General features: G+C 55.0%; 21 protein-coding genes and 1 pseudogene. 16 read left to right on the top strand and 6 right to left on the bottom strand.

Going from position 1 to position 24289, the window contains the following annotated elements; all coding sequences use genetic code 11:
* The first annotated feature begins 3 nt into the window (after positions 1 to 3).
* Positions 4 to 1140, top strand: a complete 1137-nt coding sequence (gene tgt / locus D7M11_RS16630) for a tRNA guanosine(34) transglycosylase Tgt (protein ID WP_120748365.1) — start codon at positions 4 to 6, stop codon at positions 1138 to 1140.
* A gap of 20 nt (positions 1141 to 1160) precedes the next feature.
* Entirely contained in the window at positions 1161 to 1517 is a 357-nt protein-coding gene (gene yajC / locus D7M11_RS16625; RefSeq protein WP_120748364.1) for a preprotein translocase subunit YajC, read from the top strand.
* 123 nt (positions 1518 to 1640) lie between these two features.
* On the opposite strand, the gene D7M11_RS16620 is transcribed toward yajC, so the two are convergent.
* Both D7M11_RS16620 and D7M11_RS16615 read right to left on the bottom strand, forming a co-directional pair.
* Complete coding sequence (locus D7M11_RS16620) at positions 1641 to 2489, bottom strand: phosphatase PAP2 family protein (RefSeq protein ID WP_240041147.1); 849 nt, start codon at positions 2487 to 2489, stop codon at positions 1641 to 1643.
* Positions 2490 to 2630: 141 nt separating this feature from the next.
* Positions 2631 to 3023, bottom strand: coding sequence for a TIGR04086 family membrane protein (locus D7M11_RS16615; RefSeq protein ID WP_120748363.1), 393 nt, complete (start codon positions 3021 to 3023; stop codon positions 2631 to 2633).
* 165 nt (positions 3024 to 3188) lie between these two features.
* Between D7M11_RS16615 and D7M11_RS16610 the strand changes: the two genes are divergently transcribed.
* Positions 3189 to 3902 carry a DUF421 domain-containing protein gene (locus tag D7M11_RS16610; protein WP_120748362.1) on the top strand — a complete coding sequence of 238 codons (714 nt, stop codon included), beginning with the start codon at positions 3189 to 3191 and terminating at the stop codon, positions 3900 to 3902.
* A gap of 42 nt (positions 3903 to 3944) precedes the next feature.
* On the opposite strand, the gene spoVB is transcribed toward D7M11_RS16610, so the two are convergent.
* Positions 3945 to 5507 (bottom strand): stage V sporulation protein B, encoded by a 1563-nt coding sequence (gene spoVB, locus D7M11_RS16605; RefSeq protein ID WP_120748361.1) that lies wholly within the window; start codon positions 5505 to 5507, stop codon positions 3945 to 3947.
* A gap of 205 nt (positions 5508 to 5712) precedes the next feature.
* Between spoVB and D7M11_RS16600 the strand changes: the two genes are divergently transcribed.
* The 6 genes from D7M11_RS16600 to D7M11_RS16575 all read left to right on the top strand — a co-directional run bounded on the left by D7M11_RS16600 (position 5713) and on the right by D7M11_RS16575 (position 12477).
* Entirely contained in the window at positions 5713 to 5994 is a 282-nt protein-coding gene (locus D7M11_RS16600; protein WP_120748360.1) for a post-transcriptional regulator, read from the top strand.
* Positions 5995 to 6205: 211 nt separating this feature from the next.
* On the top strand, positions 6206 to 7438 hold the full coding sequence (gene secD / locus D7M11_RS16595; protein WP_120748359.1) for a protein translocase subunit SecD: 1233 nt from the start codon (positions 6206 to 6208) through the stop codon (positions 7436 to 7438).
* Positions 7428 to 8345 (top strand): protein translocase subunit SecF, encoded by a 918-nt coding sequence (secF, locus tag D7M11_RS16590; protein ID WP_120748358.1) that lies wholly within the window; start codon positions 7428 to 7430, stop codon positions 8343 to 8345. The genes secD and secF overlap by 11 nt, the downstream gene beginning before the upstream one ends.
* A gap of 194 nt (positions 8346 to 8539) precedes the next feature.
* Complete coding sequence (locus D7M11_RS16585) at positions 8540 to 9490, top strand: cation diffusion facilitator family transporter (RefSeq protein WP_120748357.1); 951 nt, start codon at positions 8540 to 8542, stop codon at positions 9488 to 9490.
* A gap of 45 nt (positions 9491 to 9535) precedes the next feature.
* A complete protein-coding gene (recJ, locus tag D7M11_RS16580; protein WP_120748356.1) occupies positions 9536 to 11968 on the top strand; it encodes a single-stranded-DNA-specific exonuclease RecJ in 2433 nt (810 codons plus the stop codon).
* Positions 11965 to 12477 (top strand): adenine phosphoribosyltransferase, encoded by a 513-nt coding sequence (locus D7M11_RS16575; protein WP_120748355.1) that lies wholly within the window; start codon positions 11965 to 11967, stop codon positions 12475 to 12477. The genes recJ and D7M11_RS16575 overlap by 4 nt, the downstream gene beginning before the upstream one ends.
* A gap of 239 nt (positions 12478 to 12716) precedes the next feature.
* Here the strand turns inward: D7M11_RS16575 and uraA are convergent, their stop codons facing one another.
* Positions 12717 to 14000, bottom strand: a complete 1284-nt coding sequence (gene uraA, locus D7M11_RS16565) for a uracil permease (protein WP_120748353.1) — start codon at positions 13998 to 14000, stop codon at positions 12717 to 12719.
* A 381-nt stretch (positions 14001 to 14381) separates the two neighbouring features.
* On the opposite strand from uraA, the gene D7M11_RS16560 reads away from it, so the two are divergent.
* The 7 genes from D7M11_RS16560 (at position 14382) to D7M11_RS16535 (ending at position 22585) form a co-directional block, all read left to right on the top strand.
* Positions 14382 to 16568: a RelA/SpoT family protein gene (locus D7M11_RS16560; RefSeq protein ID WP_120748352.1), complete on the top strand. Its 2187-nt coding sequence runs from the start codon at positions 14382 to 14384 to the stop codon at positions 16566 to 16568.
* A gap of 15 nt (positions 16569 to 16583) precedes the next feature.
* A complete protein-coding gene (gene dtd, locus D7M11_RS16555) occupies positions 16584 to 17024 on the top strand; it encodes a D-aminoacyl-tRNA deacylase (protein ID WP_120748351.1) in 441 nt (146 codons plus the stop codon).
* A gap of 82 nt (positions 17025 to 17106) precedes the next feature.
* Positions 17107 to 17901 (top strand): (2Fe-2S)-binding protein, encoded by a 795-nt coding sequence (locus tag D7M11_RS16550; RefSeq protein ID WP_158606664.1) that lies wholly within the window; start codon positions 17107 to 17109, stop codon positions 17899 to 17901.
* A 158-nt stretch (positions 17902 to 18059) separates the two neighbouring features.
* On the top strand, positions 18060 to 18236 hold the full coding sequence (locus tag D7M11_RS36455) for a hypothetical protein (protein WP_158606663.1): 177 nt from the start codon (positions 18060 to 18062) through the stop codon (positions 18234 to 18236).
* 293 nt (positions 18237 to 18529) lie between these two features.
* On the top strand, positions 18530 to 20065 hold the full coding sequence (locus tag D7M11_RS16545; protein ID WP_120748349.1) for a coproporphyrinogen III oxidase: 1536 nt from the start codon (positions 18530 to 18532) through the stop codon (positions 20063 to 20065).
* A 14-nt stretch (positions 20066 to 20079) separates the two neighbouring features.
* Positions 20080 to 20919 (top strand): AraC family transcriptional regulator, encoded by an 840-nt coding sequence (locus D7M11_RS16540; RefSeq protein WP_120748348.1) that lies wholly within the window; start codon positions 20080 to 20082, stop codon positions 20917 to 20919.
* A 133-nt stretch (positions 20920 to 21052) separates the two neighbouring features.
* Positions 21053 to 22585: a HEAT repeat domain-containing protein gene (locus D7M11_RS16535; RefSeq protein ID WP_120748347.1), complete on the top strand. Its 1533-nt coding sequence runs from the start codon at positions 21053 to 21055 to the stop codon at positions 22583 to 22585.
* Between the two features lie 408 nt (positions 22586 to 22993).
* On the opposite strand, the gene D7M11_RS16530 is transcribed toward D7M11_RS16535, so the two are convergent.
* A complete protein-coding gene (locus D7M11_RS16530; RefSeq protein ID WP_240041145.1) occupies positions 22994 to 23599 on the bottom strand; it encodes a type 2 periplasmic-binding domain-containing protein in 606 nt (201 codons plus the stop codon).
* A gap of 130 nt (positions 23600 to 23729) precedes the next feature.
* Positions 23730 to 24221 (bottom strand): annotated as a pseudogene (locus D7M11_RS38080) (ABC transporter substrate-binding protein); the annotation flags it as partial.
* Between the last annotated feature and the right edge of the window lie 68 nt (positions 24222 to 24289).

Genomic DNA, 24289 nt, shown 5'->3' with positions numbered 1-24289 from the left:
AAGATGGCAGCAGTCCGATACGAATTAATCAAGACATGCAAGCAGTCCGGCGCGAGGCTCGGCAGGCTGCATACGCCGCATGGCGTCATCGATACGCCAACGTTTATGCCGGTCGGCACGCAGGCGACGGTCAAGACGATGAGCCCGGAAGAGCTGAAGCAGATGGATGCTCACATTATTTTGAGCAACACCTACCATCTGTTCCTGCGTCCCGGCCACGATATTGTCCGCGAAGCTGGCGGCTTGCACAAGTTTATGAACTGGGACCGGCCGATTCTGACCGATAGCGGCGGCTTTCAGGTGTTCAGCTTGAGCGCAATGCGCAAGATTACCGAAGAAGGCGTCCATTTCCGCAACCATCTGAACGGAGACAAGCTGTTCATCTCCCCCGAGATTGCGATGGAGATTCAGAACGCGCTCGGCTCGGATATAATGATGGCTTTCGACGAATGTCCGCCGTATCCGGCGACCTACGAATACGTCGATCAGTCGCTGGAGCGGACGACCCGCTGGGCGGAGCGATGTCTGGCTTCCCACAAGCGGACGGACGATCAGGCGCTGTTCGGTATCGTACAGGGCGGCATGTTCGCCGATTTGCGCAAGAAAAGCGCGTCGCAGTTGACTTCCCTGGATTTCCCGGGGTATGCTATTGGTGGACTGAGCGTCGGCGAATCGAAGGAGCTTATGTACGAGATGCTTGAATGCACCGTACCGCTTCTGCCCGCTCAAAAGGCGCGTTACTTAATGGGGGTAGGCTCGCCTGACGCGCTGCTGGAAGGCTCGATCCGCGGGGTGGACATGTTTGACTGTGTGCTCCCGACGCGTATTGCGCGCAACGGCACGGTGATGACCAGCGGAGGAAGGCTCGTCGTGAAGGGCGCCAAAAACGCCCGCGACTTCGGCCCTTTGGATCCGGCGTGCAGCTGCTACACGTGCACGAATTACAGCCGCGCCTATTTGCGCCATCTGCTGAAGGCGGACGAGACGTTCGGCATCCGGCTGACGACGTATCACAACCTGCACTTTTTGCTGGAATTGATGCGGAATGTAAGACAAGCTATTGCGGAAGACCGGCTGCTCGATTTCCGGGACGAATTTTTCGACCGGTACGGGATGAAGGACAACGACCGCGGATTTTAATTATTTTAGGAGGTTAGTACATGTGGTATTTGGCTGAGGATGCGGCGGCCGCTCCGGCAGGGGGCAATATTTTGACGACCGTGCTCCCGTTCGTGGTGATGCTGGCCGTTCTGTATTTCCTGTTGATCCGTCCGCAGCAAAAGCGGCAAAAAACACGCAACGCGATGCTGAACGAGCTCAAAAAGGGCGATAAAGTAACGACGATCGGCGGCTTGCACGGAACGATTATGGAAATTACAGACGATATCGTCGTCCTGCGCGTCAACGACGCGACGAAGCTTACGTTCGATCGCTCCGCGATCAATGCGAAGAGCGCTTCGGCGTCTGCTGCCGCAGACAAAAGCGAGAAGCCCGCTGCTGAAGAGAAGAAAGACTGATTGCCAAGACGAGAGACCGCTGCGGTCTCTTTTTTTTGCGTCGAAAACAAACCCTCCGCATTCACTGGCATAGTGAACCGGAGGGTTTCGCCTATTAATCAGGATTTGTAGTTTCGATGAGATTTAACCGTCAACGTTTTGTTCCTTTAGCTCCGCTCGCGAGCCGGCAAATATCGTTCTGCCTTCGGCAAGACGAAGCGCGAGGCGTGAGGCGAACAGTCCGAGCAGCATGCCGCCGGCCATGTCGGTAAGCCAGTGAACGCCCAGGTAAAAGATCGAGAAGATGATAACGGCCGCGCTGATCGGCGCAAAACGTTTCCAGAAGCCGTTTTTGCAGCGGAGCGCAATCATCGCCATCGTGACCGATATAGACGTATGCAGGCTCGGGAAGCAGTTGTCCAGATCGGACAGCGGCCTGTAGTCGTTCTCGAATGTCGGGAACGCGTCCAGCATGAGGAAGCGGACGTTTGGATTGAAGGCGTGCACCTCCGTTACCGGGAAAAACAAGTAAAACGGAATCGCGATCATGTAATTGATCATTAGCGCATAGCAAACGGTGTAGAACAGCTTGAAATCTTTTTGAAACGTATAAATGGCAAGCGATGCAATCATCAGGCACGGAAAGATAACGACATAAAAAAACGTAAGAACGGACGTAAGCACGCCGTTCTCAAACAGCTTTTGAAAAATAGCGACAAAGTTTCCTTCCAGCCCATATATAAAAGGAGTAAAGTCGTTATGGTGCTTCATGTTGTTTTCAAGCGTAATCTCGATTTTATTGAAAAATAAAATCACGACGCAGCCGAGCAGATGCAGTCTATATTTGCGGGAAGTAAACAGTTCCTGCACGAACATGCCGGCGGCATGAAACGGGTATAGCGGATGTCTCTTTAGGGAGAAGAAGAGCAGCACATAAATAGTGATCGTTATCAGTATGGTCGCATGCGTCATCGAGTAAATCGTGAACAACATCGGTTCCCCCTAAGTGGTGGATAGTTCAATCGATTTAACATTATAACATACCGCAGGGGAAAGGTGAAAGAATGCCAGAAGTTACAACTGCGGCTTGTTTAGAAGCCGCCCGGCAAAGGATGTAGTTTGCAAACACATTCCTTAGGAGCGTTTGGCGTTGACGCCGACCATGCCGCCGATGGCTCCCGCCGGAACGGCAATGCTCAGCATAACGGCCGTGTCTTTGCCGATCCCCGCGTCAAAGCTGAGAAAGCCGACCAGGACGACGATAGCCGTATAGATCGCCCCCAGAATCGCGCCGTAGTACCAGCCTTTGCTGTTTGCCCGTTTACCGCTGGAGAAGCCGCCGAATAAGGATGCGATTCCGTGAATCAGAAACGTGGCCGCGGTCAGCGACTGCTCCGTTATGCTGGTCATCGCCACGACGAGCGATGCGAGCACGGCTCCGACGCTCAGCCACATAAAAGCGTTTACGATGCCGGAGAGCAGTGGGGATGTAATACGGATACGCGGCAGCCGGTCTATTGGGTTCATGCGGACATGCACCTCGCAATAATGGTTTTGTACCCATTGTATGGGAGAGGCGAGCGGAATAGTACAAGACTCTGGCAATTATTGAATGCCGGGTGGCTGCATGAGGCGAAGGGAACCCGGTCAGAATACGAAGAGAAAGCGGAAGCGGAAGCGAGGAGGCGGGAGATGGAGCTGTGGACCATTTTTGGGCGAACGGTGCTCATTTACTTCGTCGTATTTATAATCATTCGACTGATGGGCAAAAGGGAAATCGGCAAATTGTCCGTTTTCGATCTGGTCATTTCCATCATGATCGCCGAAATTGCGGCGTTCCTTATCGATGATCCGCATATGCCGGTTATGGAAGGAATACTGCCGATGGTGACGCTGCTGCTCATCCAGATCGGCACGGCGTTTCTTACTTTGAAAAATCGGACGATCCGGCAGTGGTTCGACGGCAAGCCCAGCTATTTGATCGAAAACGGCAAGCTGAACGAAGAGGAGATGCGCAAGCAGCGGTATACGCTTGACGATCTGATGATGCAGCTGCGAGAGAAGAGGCTGCCCAATCTGGCGGATGTCGAATTTGCCGTGCTCGAGACGTCCGGGAAGCTGTCCGTTCTTGAGAAGGAAGCGTTCAAGGATAAGCCGGATGCCGGAACAAAGCCGGGCAATCCGGAGCCACCCCGGGAACAACCGCGTTTCCGTTACGAAGGACTGCCATTGCCGCTTATTATGGACGGAAAAGTTCAGGATGAAAATTTGGAGAAAATCGGGAAGAACCGTTTCTGGCTCAAAAATGAGCTTCAGCTGCATCAGGTGTTCGATTTCAAAAAAGTGTTTGTTTGCACGATCGATCACCGGGGACGACTGTACTTGGACTTAAAGCGAAACAAATAAAACGCCGATTGGCGTTTTATTTGTTTTTGGCGAACGATCCGCTTATTTTTTGCCGGGCCACGAAATTCGGGTAAGGTCGCTTCGATCCACAAGCTTCAGCATGAAGATGCAGATAAGATAAACGAGCGTGCCGACAGCGCAAGCGGACATAAACCGGACGAGAGGTGTGCCGAACAACGGCTGGTGCATTAGTGCATAACAGCTCAGTCCCATCAAAAGGGCCGCGAGCCCGGTTTTGACGAAATGCACGCTCTGCATCCGGAAGCGCAGCAGCTTCGATATGCTGTGCCAATGCAGCATCGTTACGAGGAAAATGTTCGCGTTCATCGCGATGACGGCCCCGAGAATGCCCCATTGCGGCTTGGAGGCGAGAAATACGATCAGCGCAAGCTTGACGACGGCGCCGACGAACGTATTCATAAGAGCGCTGCCCGGATGATTGAGCGCTTGCAGGGTCGCTTGCAGCGGGCCCTGAAAGTAAAGAAACAGCGCGACCGGGGCCATCATTTGCAGCATTTTGCCGACTTCGGCGTTGTTGTACAAAAAATAGCATAGCGGCTCGGCGAGCACGAGCATGATGACGGCAAAGGGAGCGCCCGTTACGAGGGCAAGGCGAAGCGACTGGTGCAGCCGTTTGTGGATCGTCTTCATATCGCCCCGGGCTGCCGCCTCCGACAGCGTCGGGACGAGCGACACGGATAGCGAATACGTGAGAGCGCCCGGCATCAGCAAAATCGGAATGACCATCCCTTGCAGCACGCCATACTGAGCGGTGGCGAGAGCGGTAGCGACTCCGGCGACGGCGAGGCTCTGGGCGATCAGAATCGATTCAAGCAAATACGAGGTCGAGCCAACCAGCTTGCTGGCCGTAACCGGGATGGCAATCTGGAGCAATTCCGAGATGCGGAACGGCCGAAGACCGCCGGTTTTGGCCAGATCCGATGCGCTGCGAGCGCTGCTTGTCCGGCTGCCTCGGCGGCTGCGCCAGAAGCTGAGCAGCAGCACGAGCATCCCGAACAGCTCGCCGGTGACGACTCCGATCATGGCACCCGCAGCGGCCCATTCTAATCCGTAGGGAAGCAGCAAATAGGCGAAAGCGAGCATGGCTACAATACGCACGAGCGTTTCGACGACCTGCGAAGCGGCGGTCGGAATCATGTTCTGCCTGCCCTGAAAATAACCGCGATAAACGGCGGATATGGCTACGATCGGCAAGATCGGGCACATGCTGAGGAACGTGTAGATCACCCGGGAATCGGTAATAAGCGTGGATGTAATCCAGGGTGCGGCCCATATGCAAAAAACGGTAAACAAAATCGAGAGCACGCCGGTCAGGAAAAGCGACACGCGCAAGATCGAGCGAATCCGCTTCTCCTCGTTCGCCGACTCGGCTTCTGCGACCAGTTTGGCGACGGCAAGAGGCACTCCGCTGGAAATGATCGTAATGATCACGATCATGAACGGATAGCCGAGCTGGTACAAGCCGACTCCTTCGGCGCCGATGACGCGGGGAAGGGCGATGCGCGGAATGAAGCCGAGTATCCGGTTTACGATGCCGGCAGCTAATAGAATCATGGTCCCTTTGATGAACGATTGCTTCGTCAAAGCGGTTTCTTCCTTCCGTTGTGGAATGGACTGGCGGGCACGGTAGATAGACTTTTGCTTATGGATATGCGGACAAGTAGCGGACTCATGCAACAAATTTGGACGACCCTTTACAGGCGGAGAAGGAATCGAGCCGCAGACGGCGAATAGGTTTGGTAGGACGATCGTGAACAACGCCATTTGCTGCGCTGGGAGGAACGAGCGTATGAACGAGGACGAATACGAGGCTTCTGAGAGCGCCGGGTTAACGGAGGCGGAGCTGAACGAAACGATCGAAGAGCTGTGCAAGTACAAGGCCGACGAGTTCCGGCTGATCGGTTACGAGCAGGTGACCGGAGTCGATATTTGGAACTGCGTCAGCGACAAATACGTCAAAACCGGTCAGCCGATGCTGCATCAGATGGTTAGTGATATCCTATCGCTCAAAGTAACGAGCTTCATGAATTGGATGACGATGAGTATTTACCGCGGCGACGCCCGTTTCTGACCGAAACGCGGCTTCTTTTTTTGGTGGAAAGTACCCGGAATCCGCTGCGAAGCTTGGCGTCACTTTTGGGGAAAAGATTTCGGGGGCTCCCCCAAAAGTACTCGGAATCGGCTGCGAAGATTGGCGTCACTTTTGGGGGAATAGGTCAAATTGACTCGATTTTAGACGGTGGGTATAATAGGAATATTGAGTATGGAAGGGAGTCGCACACATGAACATCAAACGATTAGCGGCATTTCTGCTTATCGTGGTCATTTCGCTAGGCGTTGTCGTATGGTCAAGCCCCGGATTGCTTTCGAAGGTGAGGCTTGGACTGGATCTGAAAGGCGGCTTCGAGATTTTGTATGTAGCCGAGCCGATCGAGGCGGGCAAAGAGGTTACCCGCGACTCGCTCATCAAGACGGCGCAAAGCTTGGAAAAGCGGGCGAACTCCAGCGGAGTCGCCGAGCCCGACGTGACGACGGAAGGAACGAACCGGATTCGGGTCAAGCTCGCCGGCGTCGAAAATCAGGAGCAGGTACGCGAGCTGCTTCGCAAGCCTGCGGAGCTGTCGTTCCGCGGACCTGACGGCAAAAAAGAAATGATCGGCAGCGATTTCGTCGAAGGCGCCGCCAAAGTCGGCTTCGATCAGGCGAACCGGCCGATTATTCAGATCGAAGTGAAGGACAAGGACAAATTCGCGGACGTGACCCGCAGGCTGCTAAACCAGCCGTTGGCGATTTATTTGGACGAAGACGAACTGTCCGCCCCGGTCGTCCAGTCGGTGCTTACCGACGGCAAAGCGACGATTCAGGGGAATTACACGTACGATGAAGCTACAAACCTGAAAGACATTATCAATCTGGGCGCGCTTCCGCTCAAACTGACGGAAAAGTACACGCAATCGATCGGCGCTACGCTCGGACAGCAATCGCTCGAGCAGACAGTGAAAGCCGGCATTATCGGCTCTCTGCTTATTTTGCTGTTCATGATCGTGTTTTACCGTGTGCCGGGCATAGTGGCGGCGGTAACGCTGATTATATACACCTGGCTCGTGCTGGTCGTCTTCTACTGGATGAACGCGACACTCACGCTTCCCGGCATTGCGGCTCTTATTCTCGGAATCGGGATGGCGGTCGACGCGAACATCATCAAGTTCGAGCGGATCAAGGAAGAAATCCGCAGCGGCAAAAGCTTGCTGTCCTCTTTGAAATCGGGCTCCAAACATAGCTTGAGAACGATTATGGACGCCAACATTACGAACATCATCTCCGGCGGCGTGCTTTATTTTGTCGGCAACGGAGCGATCAAGGGATTTGCTTTGACTATGATCGTGAGCATTATCATCAGTATGCTTACGAACGTGGTGTTGTCCAAATTTTTGATCGATTTGCTACTGCGCGCGAATATATTCAAGAAGCCGACGTATTTCGGCGTCAAGGAGGCTGAAATACGTGATCTCTAAGCGTCGTTTTGATTTTGTCAAACATCGCAACATCTTTTTCATCGCATCCGCTGCGGTAACGCTCATCGGTATCGTCATGGTGCTTTTGTGGGGCATGCACTACGGCGTCGACTTCAAATCCGGAACCTCGCTCGACCTGGCGGTCGGCAAGGCGACGGACAAGGCGCAGGTGGAAAAAATATTTGCCGAATCCGGCTTAACTCCGGTTATAGTAACGATCGGCGGCGCGAACAACGACCGGGTGTCGGCGCGTTACGACGATGTGCTTACGGAGGACCAAGTGAAGAAGGTGACGGCTACGTTCGTTGCGGCCTTCGGAGACAAGGTATCGTCAGAAGTGAACACCGTATCGCCGGATATGGCGAACGAAATGAAAAATAAGGCGATGATTGCCGTTGGCATTGCCAGCATCGCCATCAGTTTGTACGTTACGATCCGTTTCGAATGGCGGTTCGCGCTATCCGCGATCGTTACGATTTTGTATGACGCGTTTTTCGTTATCGCGATTTTCTCGATATTCCGTCTCGAGGTGGACTTGCCGTTCGTGGCGGCTGTCCTTACGACGATCGGTTATTCCATTAACGACAAGATCGTTATACTTGACCGGATACGCGAAAATTTGCGCTTCGGCCGGCTCAAGACGGACAGCGATTTGGCCGATCTCGTCAACACGAGTATTTGGCAGACGATGGGCCGTTCGATCAACACGGTCGTTACCGTATTGATCGCCGCCTTCTGTCTGTATTTGTTCGGCAGCGAATCGATCAAGCTGTTCGCGCTCGCAAAAATGATCGGTCTCGTCAGCGGCGTTTATTCTTCGATCTGTCTCGCTACGCCGATGTGGTATTTGCTGAAAAAATCGTCGCTCAAATCGGTTAAGGCGGCGCCGGCTAAAGCGAATCCGTAACTGAAGGCGCTTTGAGATCGAAGCTTGCAGTTGATGCGTTTTCGTGTTTTAGCGGTAACTTATTTTGGTATAGAAAGTTTAATTTCGCGTTAATGCTCAAGCGAAGTTAAACTTTCTATAACGTTAAGCAAGGAGTTTGCCGGAATTGCCAAACACGTGCGTAATTCCGGTAAAGTCTCCTAAAGGGGGGCCATATGGCGGATCAGCGTTATCAAAAAGCGCGATTTGCGGCTTGGCTGGGTATTATAGGAAACATTGCGCTTGCGGTCATGAAAGGAATCGTCGGCTTTTTGTCGGGCAGTAAGGCGCTGCTCGCGGATGCGGCCAATTCGCTTTCGGACGTGGCGGGCTCGATTGCGGTGCTGATCGGACTGAAGGCGGCGAAACGTCCTCCGGACGAAGAGCATCCGTACGGCCACGGGAAAGCGGAATCGGTTTCGGCGATTATCGTTTCCGTGCTGCTGCTTCTTGTCGGACTCGAAATCGGCTTTAATTCCGTCAAATCGATATTTGCCGGAGTAGGCGAGGCGCCGGAGCGATATGCGCTCATCGCCATCAGCATTTCGATTGTGGTCAAAGAGCTCTTGTTTCAATACAATTTCCGTTTGGGCAAAAAGCTGTCGAGCCACGCGCTGATTGCAAGCGCCTGGGATCACCGGACGGACGTCATGTCGTCCGTGGCCGTCCTCATCGGCGTCGGAGCAGCGGTGCTCGGCAATTACATGAACCAACCGCTGCTGTTTTACATGGACCCGATCGCCGGTATTTTCGTAGCGGTGCTCGTTCTGCGGATGGGCTATAAGATGGTCAAAGATTCGATTCATAAGACGATCGATCATGTGCTTCATCAGGAAGAAACGGAAGAATTGCTCGAGGCGGCGCTTCGGGTCAAAGGCGTTATCGCCGTGAACGAACTGCGCGCCCGCGAGCACGGCCATTATGTGATCGTAGATATTAAAATTTGCGTCAATCCGAAGATTACGGTCGTGGAAGGTCACGACATTGGCAAAGCGGTGAAGCACCAGCTGCTGAGCAAGTTCTCCCACGTATCCGACGTATTCATTCACGTCAATCCGTACGACTCCGGATACCCGTATAAGGATGTCGACTCGGAACATTCCGACTATCCGACTTTACTGCATTAACCATACCGTCTTCCCGCCGCGGAAGCATGAATTCGGAGGTGCGACGTGCTTCATTCAAAAGCAAAATGGAACATAGGCACCGTAGATAGCGCGATCGCGGACCGACTGTGCGAGGAGTTAGGACTTCACCCGGTTGTGGGCGGACTGCTGGTAACTCGCGGGATTACCGATATCGGGGAAGCCGAACGCTTCCTCAAAGGCGAAAAGGATCATTTTCATGATCCTTTTCTGTTGGACGGCATGGAGGAGGCGGTCCGGCGTATTCGCCAGGCGCTTCAGGCGAACGAGAAAATTCGCGTTTACGGCGATTACGATGCGGATGGAGTCAGCAGTACCGCGCTAATGACTCACCTGCTTCGCAGACTGGGAGCCGACTTCGATACCTACATTCCGCATCGGGCTCTCGAAGGTTACGGTCTGAACGCCAAAGCGATCGAACTCGCCAAGGAGAGCGGCGTGACGCTCCTGATCACAGTCGATACCGGGATCAGTGCGGTGGAGCAGGTCGCCCTGGCGAAGGAGCTCGGGATCGACGTTGTCGTTACCGATCACCACGAGCCGCCCGAGTGGCTTCCCGATGCGGTCGCCGTCCTGAATCCGAAAAAGCCGGGCTGCCCTTACCCGTTCAAGCAGCTTGCCGGCGTGGGCGTGGCTTTTAAGCTGGCCCATGCTTTGCTTGGCGAGCCGCCGCTCGATTTGCTGGAGATCGCCGCGATCGGTACGGTCGCGGATTTGATGCCGCTGCTTGGCGAGAATCGCTCGATCGTGAAGCTCGGCCTGGACAGAATGCAGAAGAGCAGCTACATAGGCATCAAGGCTCTTCTGGACGTGTCGGGTGTGACGGGTAAAGAAGTGACTGCCACACATCTCGGCTTTTCGCTTGCCCCGCGCATCAACGCGAGCGGCAGGCTGGACCATGCGGAGGATGCCGTGATGCTGCTCACGACGGACAACAAGGAAGAAGCCGAGCATATTGCGGCATCGCTGGACGAGCTGAACAAGGAGCGTCAGCGGATCGTCGAGGAGATGACGGGCCAGGCTTTGGAGAAAAGAGCCATTCAGGACCCCGATGCCCGGGATCAGGTGATTGTCGTAGCGGAGGAAGGCTGGAACGTCGGCGTCATCGGCATTGTCGCGGCCAAGCTGCTGGAGCGTTACTATCGTCCGGTCATCGTGCTTGGCATCGATCCCGAGACGGGACTCGCGAAAGGCTCCGCGCGTTCGATACCGGGCTTCGATCTGTATCGCGCACTTACGCAGTGCGCCGGATTGCTCGATCATTACGGCGGCCACCAAGCTGCGGCCGGCATGACGCTGCATCGCGACCGGTTGGACGAGTTTCGGCAGGCGATGAACGCAGCAGCGGACGAGTGGCTGACGGAAGACGACCTTGTTCCGGTGCAAAACGTCGATGCGGAATTTGCGCTTGAAGACGTGACGGTCGAGTTCATCCGCCAGCTTGAAATGCTGGCTCCGTTCGGCATGGCGAACCCGTCGCCTCGATTCGTCTTGTCCGGCCTGCGTGTGCAGGAGAAGCGGGCGCTCGGCAAAGACCGCCAGCACTTGAAGCTGATGTTGGCGAAACCGGAAGCCGCGGAGGGGGGCACGGTAGAGGCGATTGGATTTGGCCGCGGCGCGTATCTCGATCTGATCTCCGCAACAGCGAAGGTGGACATTCTCGGCGAATTCGGCATCAATGAATGGAACGGCGTGCGCAAGCCGCAAATTCTCATTCACGATATGCAAATTCCGCAAACGCAGGTGTTCGACTGGAGAGGGGCGAAGCAGGCGGTTCAGAAGCTCGAAGAGGTGACGGAGGAGCTGAGGCGGATCAGCGACCGCAATGGCGGATATTCGGCCATCGTCGTTGATGCCGATTCGCCGACAAGGCAGATCGACCCCGACAGGCTCCCATGCGGATTATGGGCGATGGATGTGCGGAGAGGAGCTATTCCCTTAAATGCGGTGGCGAAACAAGCCGTATTCGAGGAAGCGTCCGATGTCCTGCTGCTGTCCATGCCCGGTCAGCTCGCAAGTCTCGAGAAGCTGCTGGAGCGGTGCGAGGCGAGCCGAATCTATGCCGCATTCGCCGATTGGGACCGGGACTACGCCTCGGTCCCTTCCAGAGACATATTCAAGGCGCTTTATCAGGCTGTGATCCGCCAGAACAACTGGGCTATCGGCAACGCGGCGTTTCTCGAGCCGGTTCGGCGAAAGCTCGGATTGTCGGAGGGGCTGATCCGGTTCATGCTGAACGTGTTCGAAGAGCTGGAGTTCATCGTTCGCCAGGGAGAAACGTATACGGCAGTCTCGTCTCCGCGTAAGCGGGACATGAACGAATCGGAAGCGTACCAAAGCCGGCTGAAGCGCAGCGAAGTGGAACAGATGCTAGTATATTCAAACGCCCAGCAGCTTGCGGAGTGGATTTCGGACAAACTGGAAGCACGGGCGACACGGACGATGGAGGGAATTGTATGAATTATAAGGAACATATTCGCGTTATCCACGACTTCCCGCAGCCGGGAATCCGGTTCAAGGACATTACGACGCTGCTTAACAACGGAGCGGTTTACAAACAGGTCATCGATACGCTGGCGGATCATTACCGAGGTAGCGGAATCGATCTCGTTGCCGGTCCCGAGGCGCGCGGCTTCGTCATCGGCGCTCCGCTTGCTTATGCGCTCGGCGTCGGTTTTGTGCCGATTCGCAAAAGCGGCAAGCTGCCGGGCGAAACGATCGAGGCGGGGTACGATCTGGAGTACGGCAAAGACAAGCTCGCTGTTCACAAGGATGCGATCTTGCCCGGTCAGCGCGTGCTGATCGCCGACGATTTGCTTGCAACCGGAGGCACGATTTCGACGACGATCAACCTCATCAACCAGCTTGGCGGCGATATTGTCGGCGCGGCTTTTCTGATTGAGCTGATCTACTTGAACGGACGCGACAAGTTGCAGGACCTGGACGTTTTTTCGCTAGTTCAATATTGATCCGAGTGCTGATTAGGCGCGGTCATAGTGACCGCGCTTTTTGCGTTCCCATGCACTGATGCGCCGGACCGAGCAGTCGACAATATTTTCCGGGAAATAATCCCGGGCGTTGCGCCTTTTGTACGATAGCAGCAAAAAGACCCGGCCTTTTATGGAGGGCCGAGCCTTTCGTAGTATATTGCGTGTTCCTATTTGCCTGTACATAGCCAAGCTGGCAGAAATGGAACAGCCGTCTTGCATTACTTCGCTTCTTCCTTGTCGTTCGATAGTCCAAGCACTTCGCTAAGCTTGAAGAACAGGCTGAGTACGATGGCAACTACCGTGGCAAGCGCCATGCCTTTCAACTCAAAGTTGCCCCAGGCCAGCTTCGCTCCGCTGATACCGATGACAAGCACGATCGTCGTCAAGATGAGGTTGGACGGCTTCGAGTAATCGACCTTGCTCTCAACGAGCATGCGGATACCCGAAGCGGCAATGACGCCGAACAGCAGCAGCGAGATGCCGCCCATGACGGCGGTCGGAATCGTATTGATCAGCGCGGCCAGCTTGCCGACGAACGACAACAGCACGGCGAATATGGCGGCAAGACCGAGCACCCAAGTGGAATATACTTTCGTAATCGCCAGTACGCCGATGTTTTCGCCGTAAGTCGTATTTGGCGTAGAGCCGACAAAGCCGGAAACGATCGTAGAGATGCCGTTGCCAAGCAGTGAACGGTCGAGACCGGGATCTTTCGTCAAATCTTTGCCGACAATATTGCCGGTTACGATCAGATGGCCGATATGCTCGACAATCACGACGAGAGCGGCAGGCAGGATGATCAGAATGCTCGGCCAATCCCACGAAGGCGCGTAAAACGTCGGGACGGCTAACCAGTCCGCCTCTCTTACTTTATCCATGCTGACCAGTCCGCTGGCGGCGGCGATCACATAACCTGCTACAATGCCGATCAGAATCGGGATGATTTTCAGGAAACCGCGGAACATCGCTTGGCCGATAATCGTAATCAGGAGCGTGGCTAGCGAGACGGTTACGACTGTAGGATCGATCGACCAGTCTTTCGGCGCGTCCGTCCCCGGAATGAGCCCGGCCATGCTGGCGGCAACCGGGACAAGCTCCAGCCCGATAACGGCGACGATGGCGCCCATCGCTGCCGGCGGGAATACGACATCGATCCAGCGTGTCCCGACTGATTTGATCAATAAGGCGAACAGACAGAAAACGACGCCGACCACAATAAAGCCGCCGAGCGCAGCGTTGTATCCCTTCGAGCCGAGCACGACGAACACCGGCGAAATAAAGGCGAAGCTGGAGCCGAGATAAGACGGGATTTTTCCTTTGCAGAGGATCAGGTAGAACAAGGTGCCGATCCCGTTCATCAGCAGGATTGTCGCCGGATCGACCTTGAACAGAAACGGGACAAGGACGGTCGAGCCGAACATGGCGAACAGATGCTGCAGGCCGAGCGGAATGCTTTTCGGTAGCGGTGGACGTTCGTCCACCTGGATGATGCGTTGCTGCATGGGCGACATTCTCCTTTACGTTCGTTAATTGTCACAAATTGGACACAATTATAAAATACCATCCAATAGAATAGCAGAAATATGCAGAAAAAGCACTTGTCTTTTTTTGTTGAGGCCCCCCGCAAAGCATCGAAGCCCGAACCCCGCTTTGTGGGGGATTATGTCGAGAACGAAAGCCATCGTCTTGTGGATGAAACGCTAGATAGCGTTGGCCTGAAATTGACCCGTTTCAGTTGACGAAGCCTGTATTCAAGGGCATAATGAAGAAACAACCCTCAAAGCGAAGCATAATCTCTGCCCCCCAAACCGAAGATTGTTCCTGAAGCTTTGCGGGGAGCCCGGAACCATAAAACGAATGTGGCAGGAGTAGGTATAATAACGATGGGCATTGAGCTTTTACTGGAACGCGCGGCGGCTTACTTGAAACCAAACGACCTCGTTCGAATCCGCGAAGCATTCGACTTTGCCGATCAAGCCCATCATGGGCAGGTACGCAAGTCGGGGGAGCCTTATATTTTGCATCCGCTGGCCGTTGCCGAAATTTTGGTGAATATGCAGATGGATGTCACCTCGATTATCGCCGCCCTGCTTCATGATGTCGTCGAGGATACGACCGTATCGCTCGCTACGGTGGAGAAGCAATTCGGCAAAACTTGCGCACTGCTCGTCGACGGCCTGACCAAGCTGGAGAAAATCAAGTTCAAATCGAAGGAAGAGCAGCAAAACGAAAATTATCGCAAAATGTTCGTGGCGATGGCCCAGGATATCCGGGTCATTCTTATAAAGCTGGCCGACCGTCTGCATAATATGCGCACGCTCAAATTCCAGTCCGAGGAAGCGCAGCGGCGCATTGCCGACGAAACGCTGGAGATTTTTTGCCCGATTGCCCATCGGCTCGGTATATCCGCGATCAAGTGGGAGATGGAGGATATCGCCCTCCGTTATTTGAATCCGCAACAGTATTACCGGATCGTCAACCTGATGCAGAAAAAGCGGGTCGAACGCGAGAAATATATCGAGGAGATTATCGCCAGCATTCGCGGCAAGCTTGCGGAAATGGGCACCCAAGGCGATATTTCCGGACGGCCGAAACATATTTACAGCATTTACAAAAAGATGACGACGAAAAACAAGCAGTTTAACGAAATATACGATCTGCTTGCCATTCGCGTCATTGTCGAAAATATTAAAGATTGCTACGCGACGCTCGGCATTATCCATACGCTGTGGAAGCCGATGCCGGGACGGTTCAAAGACTATATCGCCATGCCGAAGCCGAATATGTACCAGTCGCTGCATACGACGGTCGTTGGCCCGAGCGGGGAGCCGCTCGAGGTGCAGATTCGCACATGGGACATGCACAAGACGTCCGAGTTCGGCATCGCCGCTCACTGGGCGTACAAGGAAGGCTCGATGGTGCCTTCGGGCGGCTTCGGCGACCGGATGAATTTTTTTCGCGAAATACTCGAGCTGCAGCAGGAAACGCGAGACGCCGCGGAATTTATGGAATCGCTCAAAATGGACTTTTTCTCCGACCTCGTATTCGTGTTTACGCCGAAGGGCGAGGTGATCGAGCTGCCGGCCGGTTCCGTGCCGCTTGATTTTGCCTACCGCATTCATACGGAGATCGGCAACCGGACCGTCGGAGCGAAAGTGAACGGACGCATCGTGCCGCTCGACCATAAGCTGAGCACGGGCGATATCGTGGAAATTTTGACGTCCAAGCATTCATACGGCCCGAGTCAGGATTGGGTGAAAATCGCCCAGTCCTCGCATGCGCGCAGCAAAATCAAGCAATGGTTCAAAAAGGAGAAGCGGGAAGAGAACGTCCAGAAGGGCAAGGAAGCGATCGAGCGGGAGCTGAAGCGTCTCGGCCTCGAGCCTTCGTCGATCATGACCGACGACAACTTGCAGGAGGTCGCGAGGAAGTTCAACTTCGGCGACATCGAGGATATGATGTCCGCAGTTGGCTTCGGCGGTATAACGGCGGCGCAAATCTGCACCCGTCTGACGGACAAGCTGCGCAAGGAAAACGAAGAAGCGCAGGCGAAAGCGCTCGAGCTGACCAGCGAAGTGAAGGAAGTGAAGGCGCCGCTCGAGAAGAAGAGCAGGCCGACGCACGGCGTTCGCGTCCACGGCGTGGACAATATGCTCGTCCGGTTCGCCCGCTGCTGCAACCCGGTTCCCGGCGATCCGATTATCGGCTACATTACGCGCGGGCGAGGCGTCTCAATCCACCGCGAAGACTGTACGAACATTCCGTGCGGGGACGAGGACGACCAGAACCGGATGATCGAGGTCGAATGGGAAGCGGCCGTCGAGGCGAACTACCATGTCGAGATCGAGATTACCGGCAATAACCGCCGCGCCTTTATGAACGAGGTGCTGCAGGCCGTATCGGAAAGCAAAACGGTCATATCCGCCGTATCCGGCCGCTCGGACAAAAACAAAATGGCGATCATTCACATGACGATTTTGATTAAAAATACGGATCATTTGCATGCGGTTGTGGAAAAAATCAAACGCGTCAAGGACATTTATTCCGTTCAGCGGATTATGCAAACGTAAGGGAGAGCACGGAACTTGAGAATCGTCGTACAGAGAAGCAAGGAGGCGCAGGTGACGGTAGACGGCGAAGTCGTAGGCCGCATCGAACAAGGGCTTGTCGCGCTGGTCGGCGTTACGCACGAAGATACCGAGCAGGACGCCCGTTATTTGGCCGAGAAGTTGGCCGGGCTGCGCATCTTCGAGGACGCCGAAGGGAAGATGAACCTGTCCGTGCTGGACGCGGGCGGCGCGGTGTTATCGGTGTCGCAGTTTACGCTGTACGGAGATACGCGCAAAGGGAAGCGGCCCAACTTCATGGCGGCCGCCCGTCCCGAGCAGGCGAAGCCGCTGTACGAGCGGTTTAACGAACTGCTGCGCGAACAAGGGCTGCGAGTGGAAACCGGCGTATTCGGCGCTATGATGGATGTGCAATTTACGAATTGGGGACCGGTGACGCTTCTTTTGGAGAGCCGTTGACGGGCTCTTTTTTTGTCGTTATAATGATAATGATTATCAATTTCGACTATTAATGGTTTACATAGAAAAGGGAGTGGCCGCTGTGAATTTCGATAGCTTGCACAAGTTCAATGTCGGTCCAAGCGATGCGGACAAGGTCGTCTATGTCATACCTGCGTCGCGCCTGCTGGAGCCGGAAGAGATGGAACGGCTGCTCGAGGTTTACAGACCGCTTATGAAAGGGCTGGACCGGATCGCGGCGGCAACGTATTTTTGCAACCAATTTGCGAACGTTGGGCTGGCGCTGCAGTATGCGATATCGGTGCTCGGCCGCTCGATCGATTTGTCGCTGAACAATATATCGGTGCAGCTGTTCGCTCAAGAAGGGAAGTCAGGAATCGCCTACAAGCTGGACCGCTGGTCGGCGCAAGCGGCGCCTATCGGGCTGGCGGAACACCGGAGCTGGCTGGAGGACGTTTATGCAGGGTTTTACGGCGGTACGGTCAAGCCGCTGTACGAAAGCGTGTCGAACGTGTCCGGAATCGACATAGGGCAGCTGTGGGGGCTGCTTCCGACCCGATTCAACTTCATGACCGAGCAATGGATGCTGGCGGCTGCGAACGAGCGGGAGCGCGCGGCGATCGCGGACGATTACTCGTTTTTAGTGAAGGAGCTTCCTGCGTCCGTATTCGGCCGGGTCATAAACCCGTTTGACGTTATAATCCGCTGGGTTGAAGATTTGAAGGATCCTTGCAAGCAGCTTCGAATGAAAAACTCCTGCTGCCAGTATTACCGGACCGAGGGCGGTTATTATTGCTATACATGCCCGCGCATTAAGGAATCGGAACGGGAAGAACGCCGGCTTCAGGCGCGCGCGGCGGTGGCAGTCTCTCCTTGAGCAGGGCGTAAAGAAAACAAAGACGAACGAAGCTTTGGTGCGATTCGGCCAAAGCTTATTTTGCGTTTCGGCCGCCCTGGCAAGCGGCCTTATGGATTTCCGCTTTCCTGGAGAAACTGGTAATACAGTTTCGAAAGAGTGAAGGAGACACAAGCCTGATGCGCCGATCCAAAAAAGAAGCGATACTGCTTGAGCCGGGCAATCGGCTTATGCATAACGATGTTCACGAATCGACGGGAATGAGCGGCGGAGCGTTCGCCGCCGAAGCGGCCGAAGAATGGGCTTCCGGCCATGCCCATAAGAAACATTCGCCCCGCAAGCCGATGCGCTCTTAAATCCGTTTGCCCGTTTCTTCGATCCGCGAGATGCCGCCCGCCGGTTATTGTGATAAAATAGGTGTGCTATATAAGCTGAACGAATGTTGTGGAGGTCCGTTCCATTCCGAAATGGAAGTCCGCTTCAGACATCTTGTTTGGAGTTCCCTGGATTTAATGGGCCTTCGGACCGTCGGAACTCCAAGCCAAAACTCGCTGCGAGGCCATTCCATTCCTCCATTGCACTTAGGCCTATTCCTCGATGTTGTTCGTTCAGCTTATACGGATCGAAGAAGTAAGGGGCGTATTGAGCGATGAAAATTCAAGTGATTCAAAACAACTTTCCCGATTTTGACATCAATCTGTTTCATATATGCAAGCTATTTTTCGAGCAGGTCGAAGTTGTGCACGAGGCGGCGGAAGACGCTGCGATGCGGATCGCGCTTACGGTGAACTGTGAGAACGACACGGCGGACGTGCAGGCGCAACTGCAGATGGCGGACACGGCCGAGAGCTGGAGTGCAGGGGAACGGCGGCGCCTTGGCGGGCAGTCGGACGATCAGCGGCGCAAGGAGCTGAAGCGAGTCATCAGCTCGGCGCTTCTGCGCGTGCTGGAGGAGGCGACGGGAATAGAGCAGCCGTGGGGAGTGCTCACCGGCGTCAGACCGACGAAGCTGATGCACGGTATGCTCCGCAAGCAAGGACGCGAGGCCAGTGTGCGGCAACTGTGCGAGGAGTATTTGTTGACCGAGGAGAAAGCGACTCTGCTTGCCGACATCGCCGAACGCCAGCTCCAGGTCATTCCCGATCTGTTCGAGCTGGACCGCGAAGTGAGCCTCTACATCGGCATTCCTTTCTGCCCGACGAAATGCGCATACTGCACGTTCCCCGCTTACGACATACGCGGCAATAACGGCTCCGTCGATACGTTTCTGGAAGGGCTTCATTACGAAATTCGCGAAACGGGCAAATGGTTGAAGAGGGCCGGGCTGTCCATTACGACGATCTATTGGGGAGGCGGCACCCCGACCAGCATTACGGCGGAGCAGATCGACGCCTTGTTCGTAACGATGCACGAATCGCTGCCGGATATGGACAAGGTGCGGGAGCTGACGGTCGAGGCCGGGCGTCCCGACACGATTACGGAAGACAAGCTGCGCGTGATGAAGAAATGGAACGTCGACCGGATCAGCATCAACCCGCAAAGCTTTACGCAACTGACTCTGGATAAAATCGGCCGCCACCATACGGTGGAGGAAACGGTCGAGAAGTTTTTGCTGTCCCGCCAGATGGGGATGGACAATATTAACATGGACCTGATCATCGGCTTGCCGAACGAAGGCACGGCGGAATTTCAGCATACGCTGGACGAGACGGCGAAGCTGCTGCCGGAGTCGCTCACGGTTCACACGCTGTCGTTCAAGCGCGCTTCGAAAATGACGAAAAACCGCGACCAGTACGAAGTGGGGGGACGCAATGAAATCGCCGAGATGATGCAGATGGCGAACGATTTTATGGCCGCGAACGGGTACCATCCTTATTACATGTACCGGCAAAAAAACATTCTCGGCAATCTCGAAAACGTCGGTTATGCGCTCGGCGATCGCGACAGTTTGTACAACATCCTCATGATGGAGGAGCGTCAGACGATTATCGGGCTTGGCTGCGGCGCCGTCAGCAAGGTCGTGTATCCGTCCGGTGCGGAAGAAGAAGGCGAGGATTTGCAAAAAATCGAACGGTTCCCGAATCCGAAAGAGCCGTCGATCTACAATCAGGCGTACAAGGAATATTTCGACAAAAAAATGAGGCTGCTGGACGAAGCGTATGGAACTGCGCCCAGTATCCTGTAAACGGCGGGAATCGCATGAAGACGAACAAATCGCTGTCGCGGCTGCGGCATTTGCTGGCCAACGTGCAGGTGCATCTGACGTTCGCCAATTATTCGAAGGTGGATGCGCGCTGGCGGCAATTGAATTTCGTGCCGGACTTCAACCGGTTTTATTATATCCGCGAAGGCGAAGGCTGTCTTGTGATCGACGGGGAAACGTATTATCCCCGTCCCGGACAGCTTTTTGTCATGCCGGCCGGCGTGAAGATGTCGTATTACTCGCTGGACGAGAACTACTTTGGCAAATACTGGTGCCATTTTACGGCTAGGATCGGCGACACCGAATTGTTCCGCCTGACCGGCGCTCCGTATTTTATCGATGTGGAAGACGGAGAGCGGCTGACCCGGTTGTTCAAGGAGCTTATTGCGCATTACGAGAGCGGCGAATTTTCCTCCGTGCTGATGCAGAAGGCGGTGCTTTTCGAAATGATCAGCCTGTATTTGGAGGGCGCCGCGCGAAACCGTCTCTCGTTTCCGCCCTCGCGGGAAGACAAAGGGATGCACAATCTGAACCTGGTGCTGAAATATATCGAAACGCATCTGCACGAAAATGTGACGGTGCAGCAGCTTGCCGATCTGGTTCATTTTCATCCGAACTATTTGATCCGCCAATTCCGCGAGCTCGTCGGCGTCTCGCCGATCCAGTACGTCCAGCGGCTCAAAATGGAAACGGCCAAATCGCTGCTGACGGCGACGAACGAGCCGGTGTCGGAGGTTGCGCGCGCCGTAGGGCTGGAGCTTTATTATTTTTCGCGCATGTTCAAGAAGCATATGGGCGTAGCTCCGACCGAATACCGGCAGCTGATGAAATCGTGACCGATGTACATATTTGCTAAAAACAGGTTTGTTTTGTGTAAATGAAGGTGAACTTCCTCCATTTCTTTATGATTCGGAATCCGTCATATTTAAGGGGAGATCAAAACCTTATGCGGCATGGAGGAGAACGGGGATGGACAATCAAAACCGCTTGCTTACCGACGAGCAGATGCGCCAATTTATTACGGAAGGTTATCTGCTGCTCAAAACCGATTTTTCGCAATCGTTTCATGAAGAGCTGATCGCCAATTTGAGCGAAGTGTACAGCAGCGAAGGCAATCCGGGCAACAATCTGCTTCCGCGCATTCCGCAGCTGCAAAAAGTATTCGACCATCCGGTCGTCAGCGGAGCACTGACAAGCGTACTTGGTGAAGGCTATATGATGCACGCGCACCGGCACGGGCATTTCAATAACTCGCCGAAGCCGGGCGGCTGGCACAAGGACAGCTATTGGGGCTACAAGCGGATGCGCAACCACCGTCCGTGGTGGGCGATGATTATGTACTTCCCGCAGGATACGCCGGTGGAGCTCGGACCGACGGGCGTAATGCCGGGAACGCAAAACTTCGACAGCCGCACGTTCACCTCGGACGAAAGCCGGGGAGAAGTAACGGCGGCAGGAGAAGCCGGAACGTTCGTCCTGATTCATTACGACATCTGGCACCGGTCTACGGCCAACCTGCTTGGCAAGGAGCGGTTTATGCTCAAGTTTGAATTTATGCGCACCCAGGCGCCGACCGTGCCGAGCTGGGACAATCGCGAGCTGGAGTGGGTGACGCCGGCGGCGATTAGCGATGCGGTGTATCCGAACGAAGCGATGTGGCGCGATGCGTGGTACTGGCTTAGCGGCCGCGAAGAGCCGCAAGACTCGGAGGTGGCGTCGCCGGTGCAAGTCGCGTCACTGCTGGAGCAGCTTCGCTCCGGGGATGCGGAGGAGCGGACGAAAGCGAGCGATCGTCTGGCCGTGCTTGGCGCAGCCGCTGTGCCGTACGGCGCCGCAGCCGCTCTGGAGCGCGCGCTGGAAGACGAGTTCGAGCCGGTCGGCATTAACGCCGCCTACGGCTTGGCCCGGATGGGCGATGACGGCGTCGAGGCGCTGCTGAGAGCATTGGAGCATGGCGAAGGGAAAGCTTCGCGTCTTGCCGGATACGGCTTATCCGTAGCCGGAGATGCGGCGATTCCGGGACTGACGCGGGTTGCCGGAGGAGCCGACGAAGACAAGGTGTTTTATGCCGTGTTCGCCCTCGGGGAGCTGAAGGGGACGAGCGAATCGGAGGAAGCGATGCGGACGCTTGCAGGACTGGCGTCCCACGAGTCGGCAAGACTGCGCTGCGCGGCTGCGGATGCGCTTGGCTCGGTCGGTGCATGGAGCGGCAAGAAGCCGCACAGTGTCGGCGTCGAGGCGTTATCGAACGCGCTGCGGGACGAGGATGCCCAAGTGCGCTTTACAGTTGGGCTGAGCTTATCCAAATGGGGCGTGCAGGCGGAGAAGGCGGTACCGGCGCTGATCGCTGCATTGGACGACAGCAACCGTTACGTTCGCGCCCATGCGGCTGAAGCGCTGTACTACATCGGCACGGACAAGGCCAAAAATGCGCTGCTCGACTTCCTTCGCCCGGCCCGGTGGTGTCCGACGACGACGCCGGCCAGCACGTTTTATCCGTAAGAACGAATCATACGCAAATAGCGGCAGTCTGGGAATAATCCCGGGCTGCCGCTGCCGTATGTGGGCATTTCATTCGTCAAGGTGTCGCTTTGCGCTCCACGCTCAGATCGTCAAACCACGATAAACCGTTCGCAGACCCATCCGACCACAGGATGCGAGGAATCTCGTTTTCGCGGGTGTAAGTGAAACGGGCTCAAGAATCGATATGGCGAAGGTCGGGCAGACTTCGATCGGAATAAGCTCAGCTCTGCTGGAAAGGAGCGCTCGCCGGATGAAGCGAGGCTCCTTTCTTCTCATTTGTCGCGCCGGGGTTGCGGTTTCCGGTTTTCGGCGCTGCCTCGTCGGTGCGATGGAGCGACCCGGCTATTTTTTCTGTTTGGCTTCGGCAATCAGCTTCTCCGCCGCTTCCTAAGCTTCCCGCATCGCCGTATTTACGTCTTTTTTGCCTTCGACGATCGGCTGAATGTAGGACGTGAACGATTTCTCCACGCTAAGCTGATAGTTGCTTTTCGGAACGCCCGGAGCGATCTGGTTGTAGTAGAGCGCCCCCCAGTTTTTCCCTTTGAACGGCGTGTCCTGGGCGAACGCTTTGCGGGCCGCGTCCGTGGTGGAGACGGGCATGACGCCTTTTTTCGATTCGGATATTTGCATCTCCTCGGACATCAAATATTGAATGACATTCATCGCGGCGTCCTTTTGCTTGGAAATCGAGGTGATGCCGAATACGACGGGCATCGATTGCGAACCGATTTTCGGCTTGTCCGCGAAAGTCGGCAAGGATACAAGGTCCCAGTTGATCGCATCGATATTCGGAATCGAAAACGGGAAGTTGGAATTAAACACGAACATGGCGATTTGCGGCGTATCGGTAAACTCCAGACGGTACGGCAGTTTTTTCTTCTTGGTAATAAATTTCTGGTAGCCTTGGCCTTGCGCGGGGCGAACGATATACGTGTCGATCAGCTTGCTCCAAGCGTCGTTCGTGAATGTCGGCTTGTCGGTCTGTATGTCCACGTAAGGAATGGACAGCTGGTTGTTGCCAAGGATGTGAGCGGGGGAGGCGGCGAAGCCGAAATACGATTGTCCTTGTTCCTCGCGGTCCAGCTTTTTTGGCGAGCTCGAGCGTTTCGTCCCAGGTCATGCCGTCCTTCGGATACGGGACCCCGAATTTATCGAACAGGCCTTTGTTGTAATACATAACCTGCGTCAGATTACTAACTGGAAGCGCATACAATTTGCCGCCGCCAGATTTCCGCAAGCTGTCCAGGACTGGCTGCTCGATCGTGCTCAGGTTCAAACCGTGCGTTTTGACCAGATCGCTCATGTCGTATTGCAGCTTGGCGCTGTCCGCCAGTTCGAAATAATAGCTGTCGGTCTGATACAAAATATCGACCTGCTTGCCTTGCGCCATCAGGTCGGCGAGCGTGCTGCCCTGTTTGCTTTGGATGTAGGTGATTTTGTAGTCGGGAAACTTGGCGCTGATCCGGTTTCCGATATTTTTATTGAAGCTGTCCAAGTCGCCTCCTGTGTTCGTGTGGAAGACGAGCTCGATGGGCTCGCTGCTTTTGTTCTCAGTCGCGCCGTCCGAGGGGGCGGCAGACGATGGTTCCGTTTTTCCCCCCGAACATCCCGTCATCAGAATCATAGCTGCGGCGAAACCGGAGAGCCCGATCACGCTGCAGTTTTGTTTGAACATGTGGGTGC

Origin of the sequence: Paenibacillus ginsengarvi (genome assembly GCF_003626695.1) — a bacterium.
Taxonomy (GTDB): domain Bacteria; phylum Bacillota; class Bacilli; order Paenibacillales; family NBRC-103111; genus Paenibacillus_AB; species Paenibacillus_AB ginsengarvi.
Note: the sequence above shows the minus strand (reverse complement) of the source record. Positions and strands in the feature narration are given on the sequence as shown.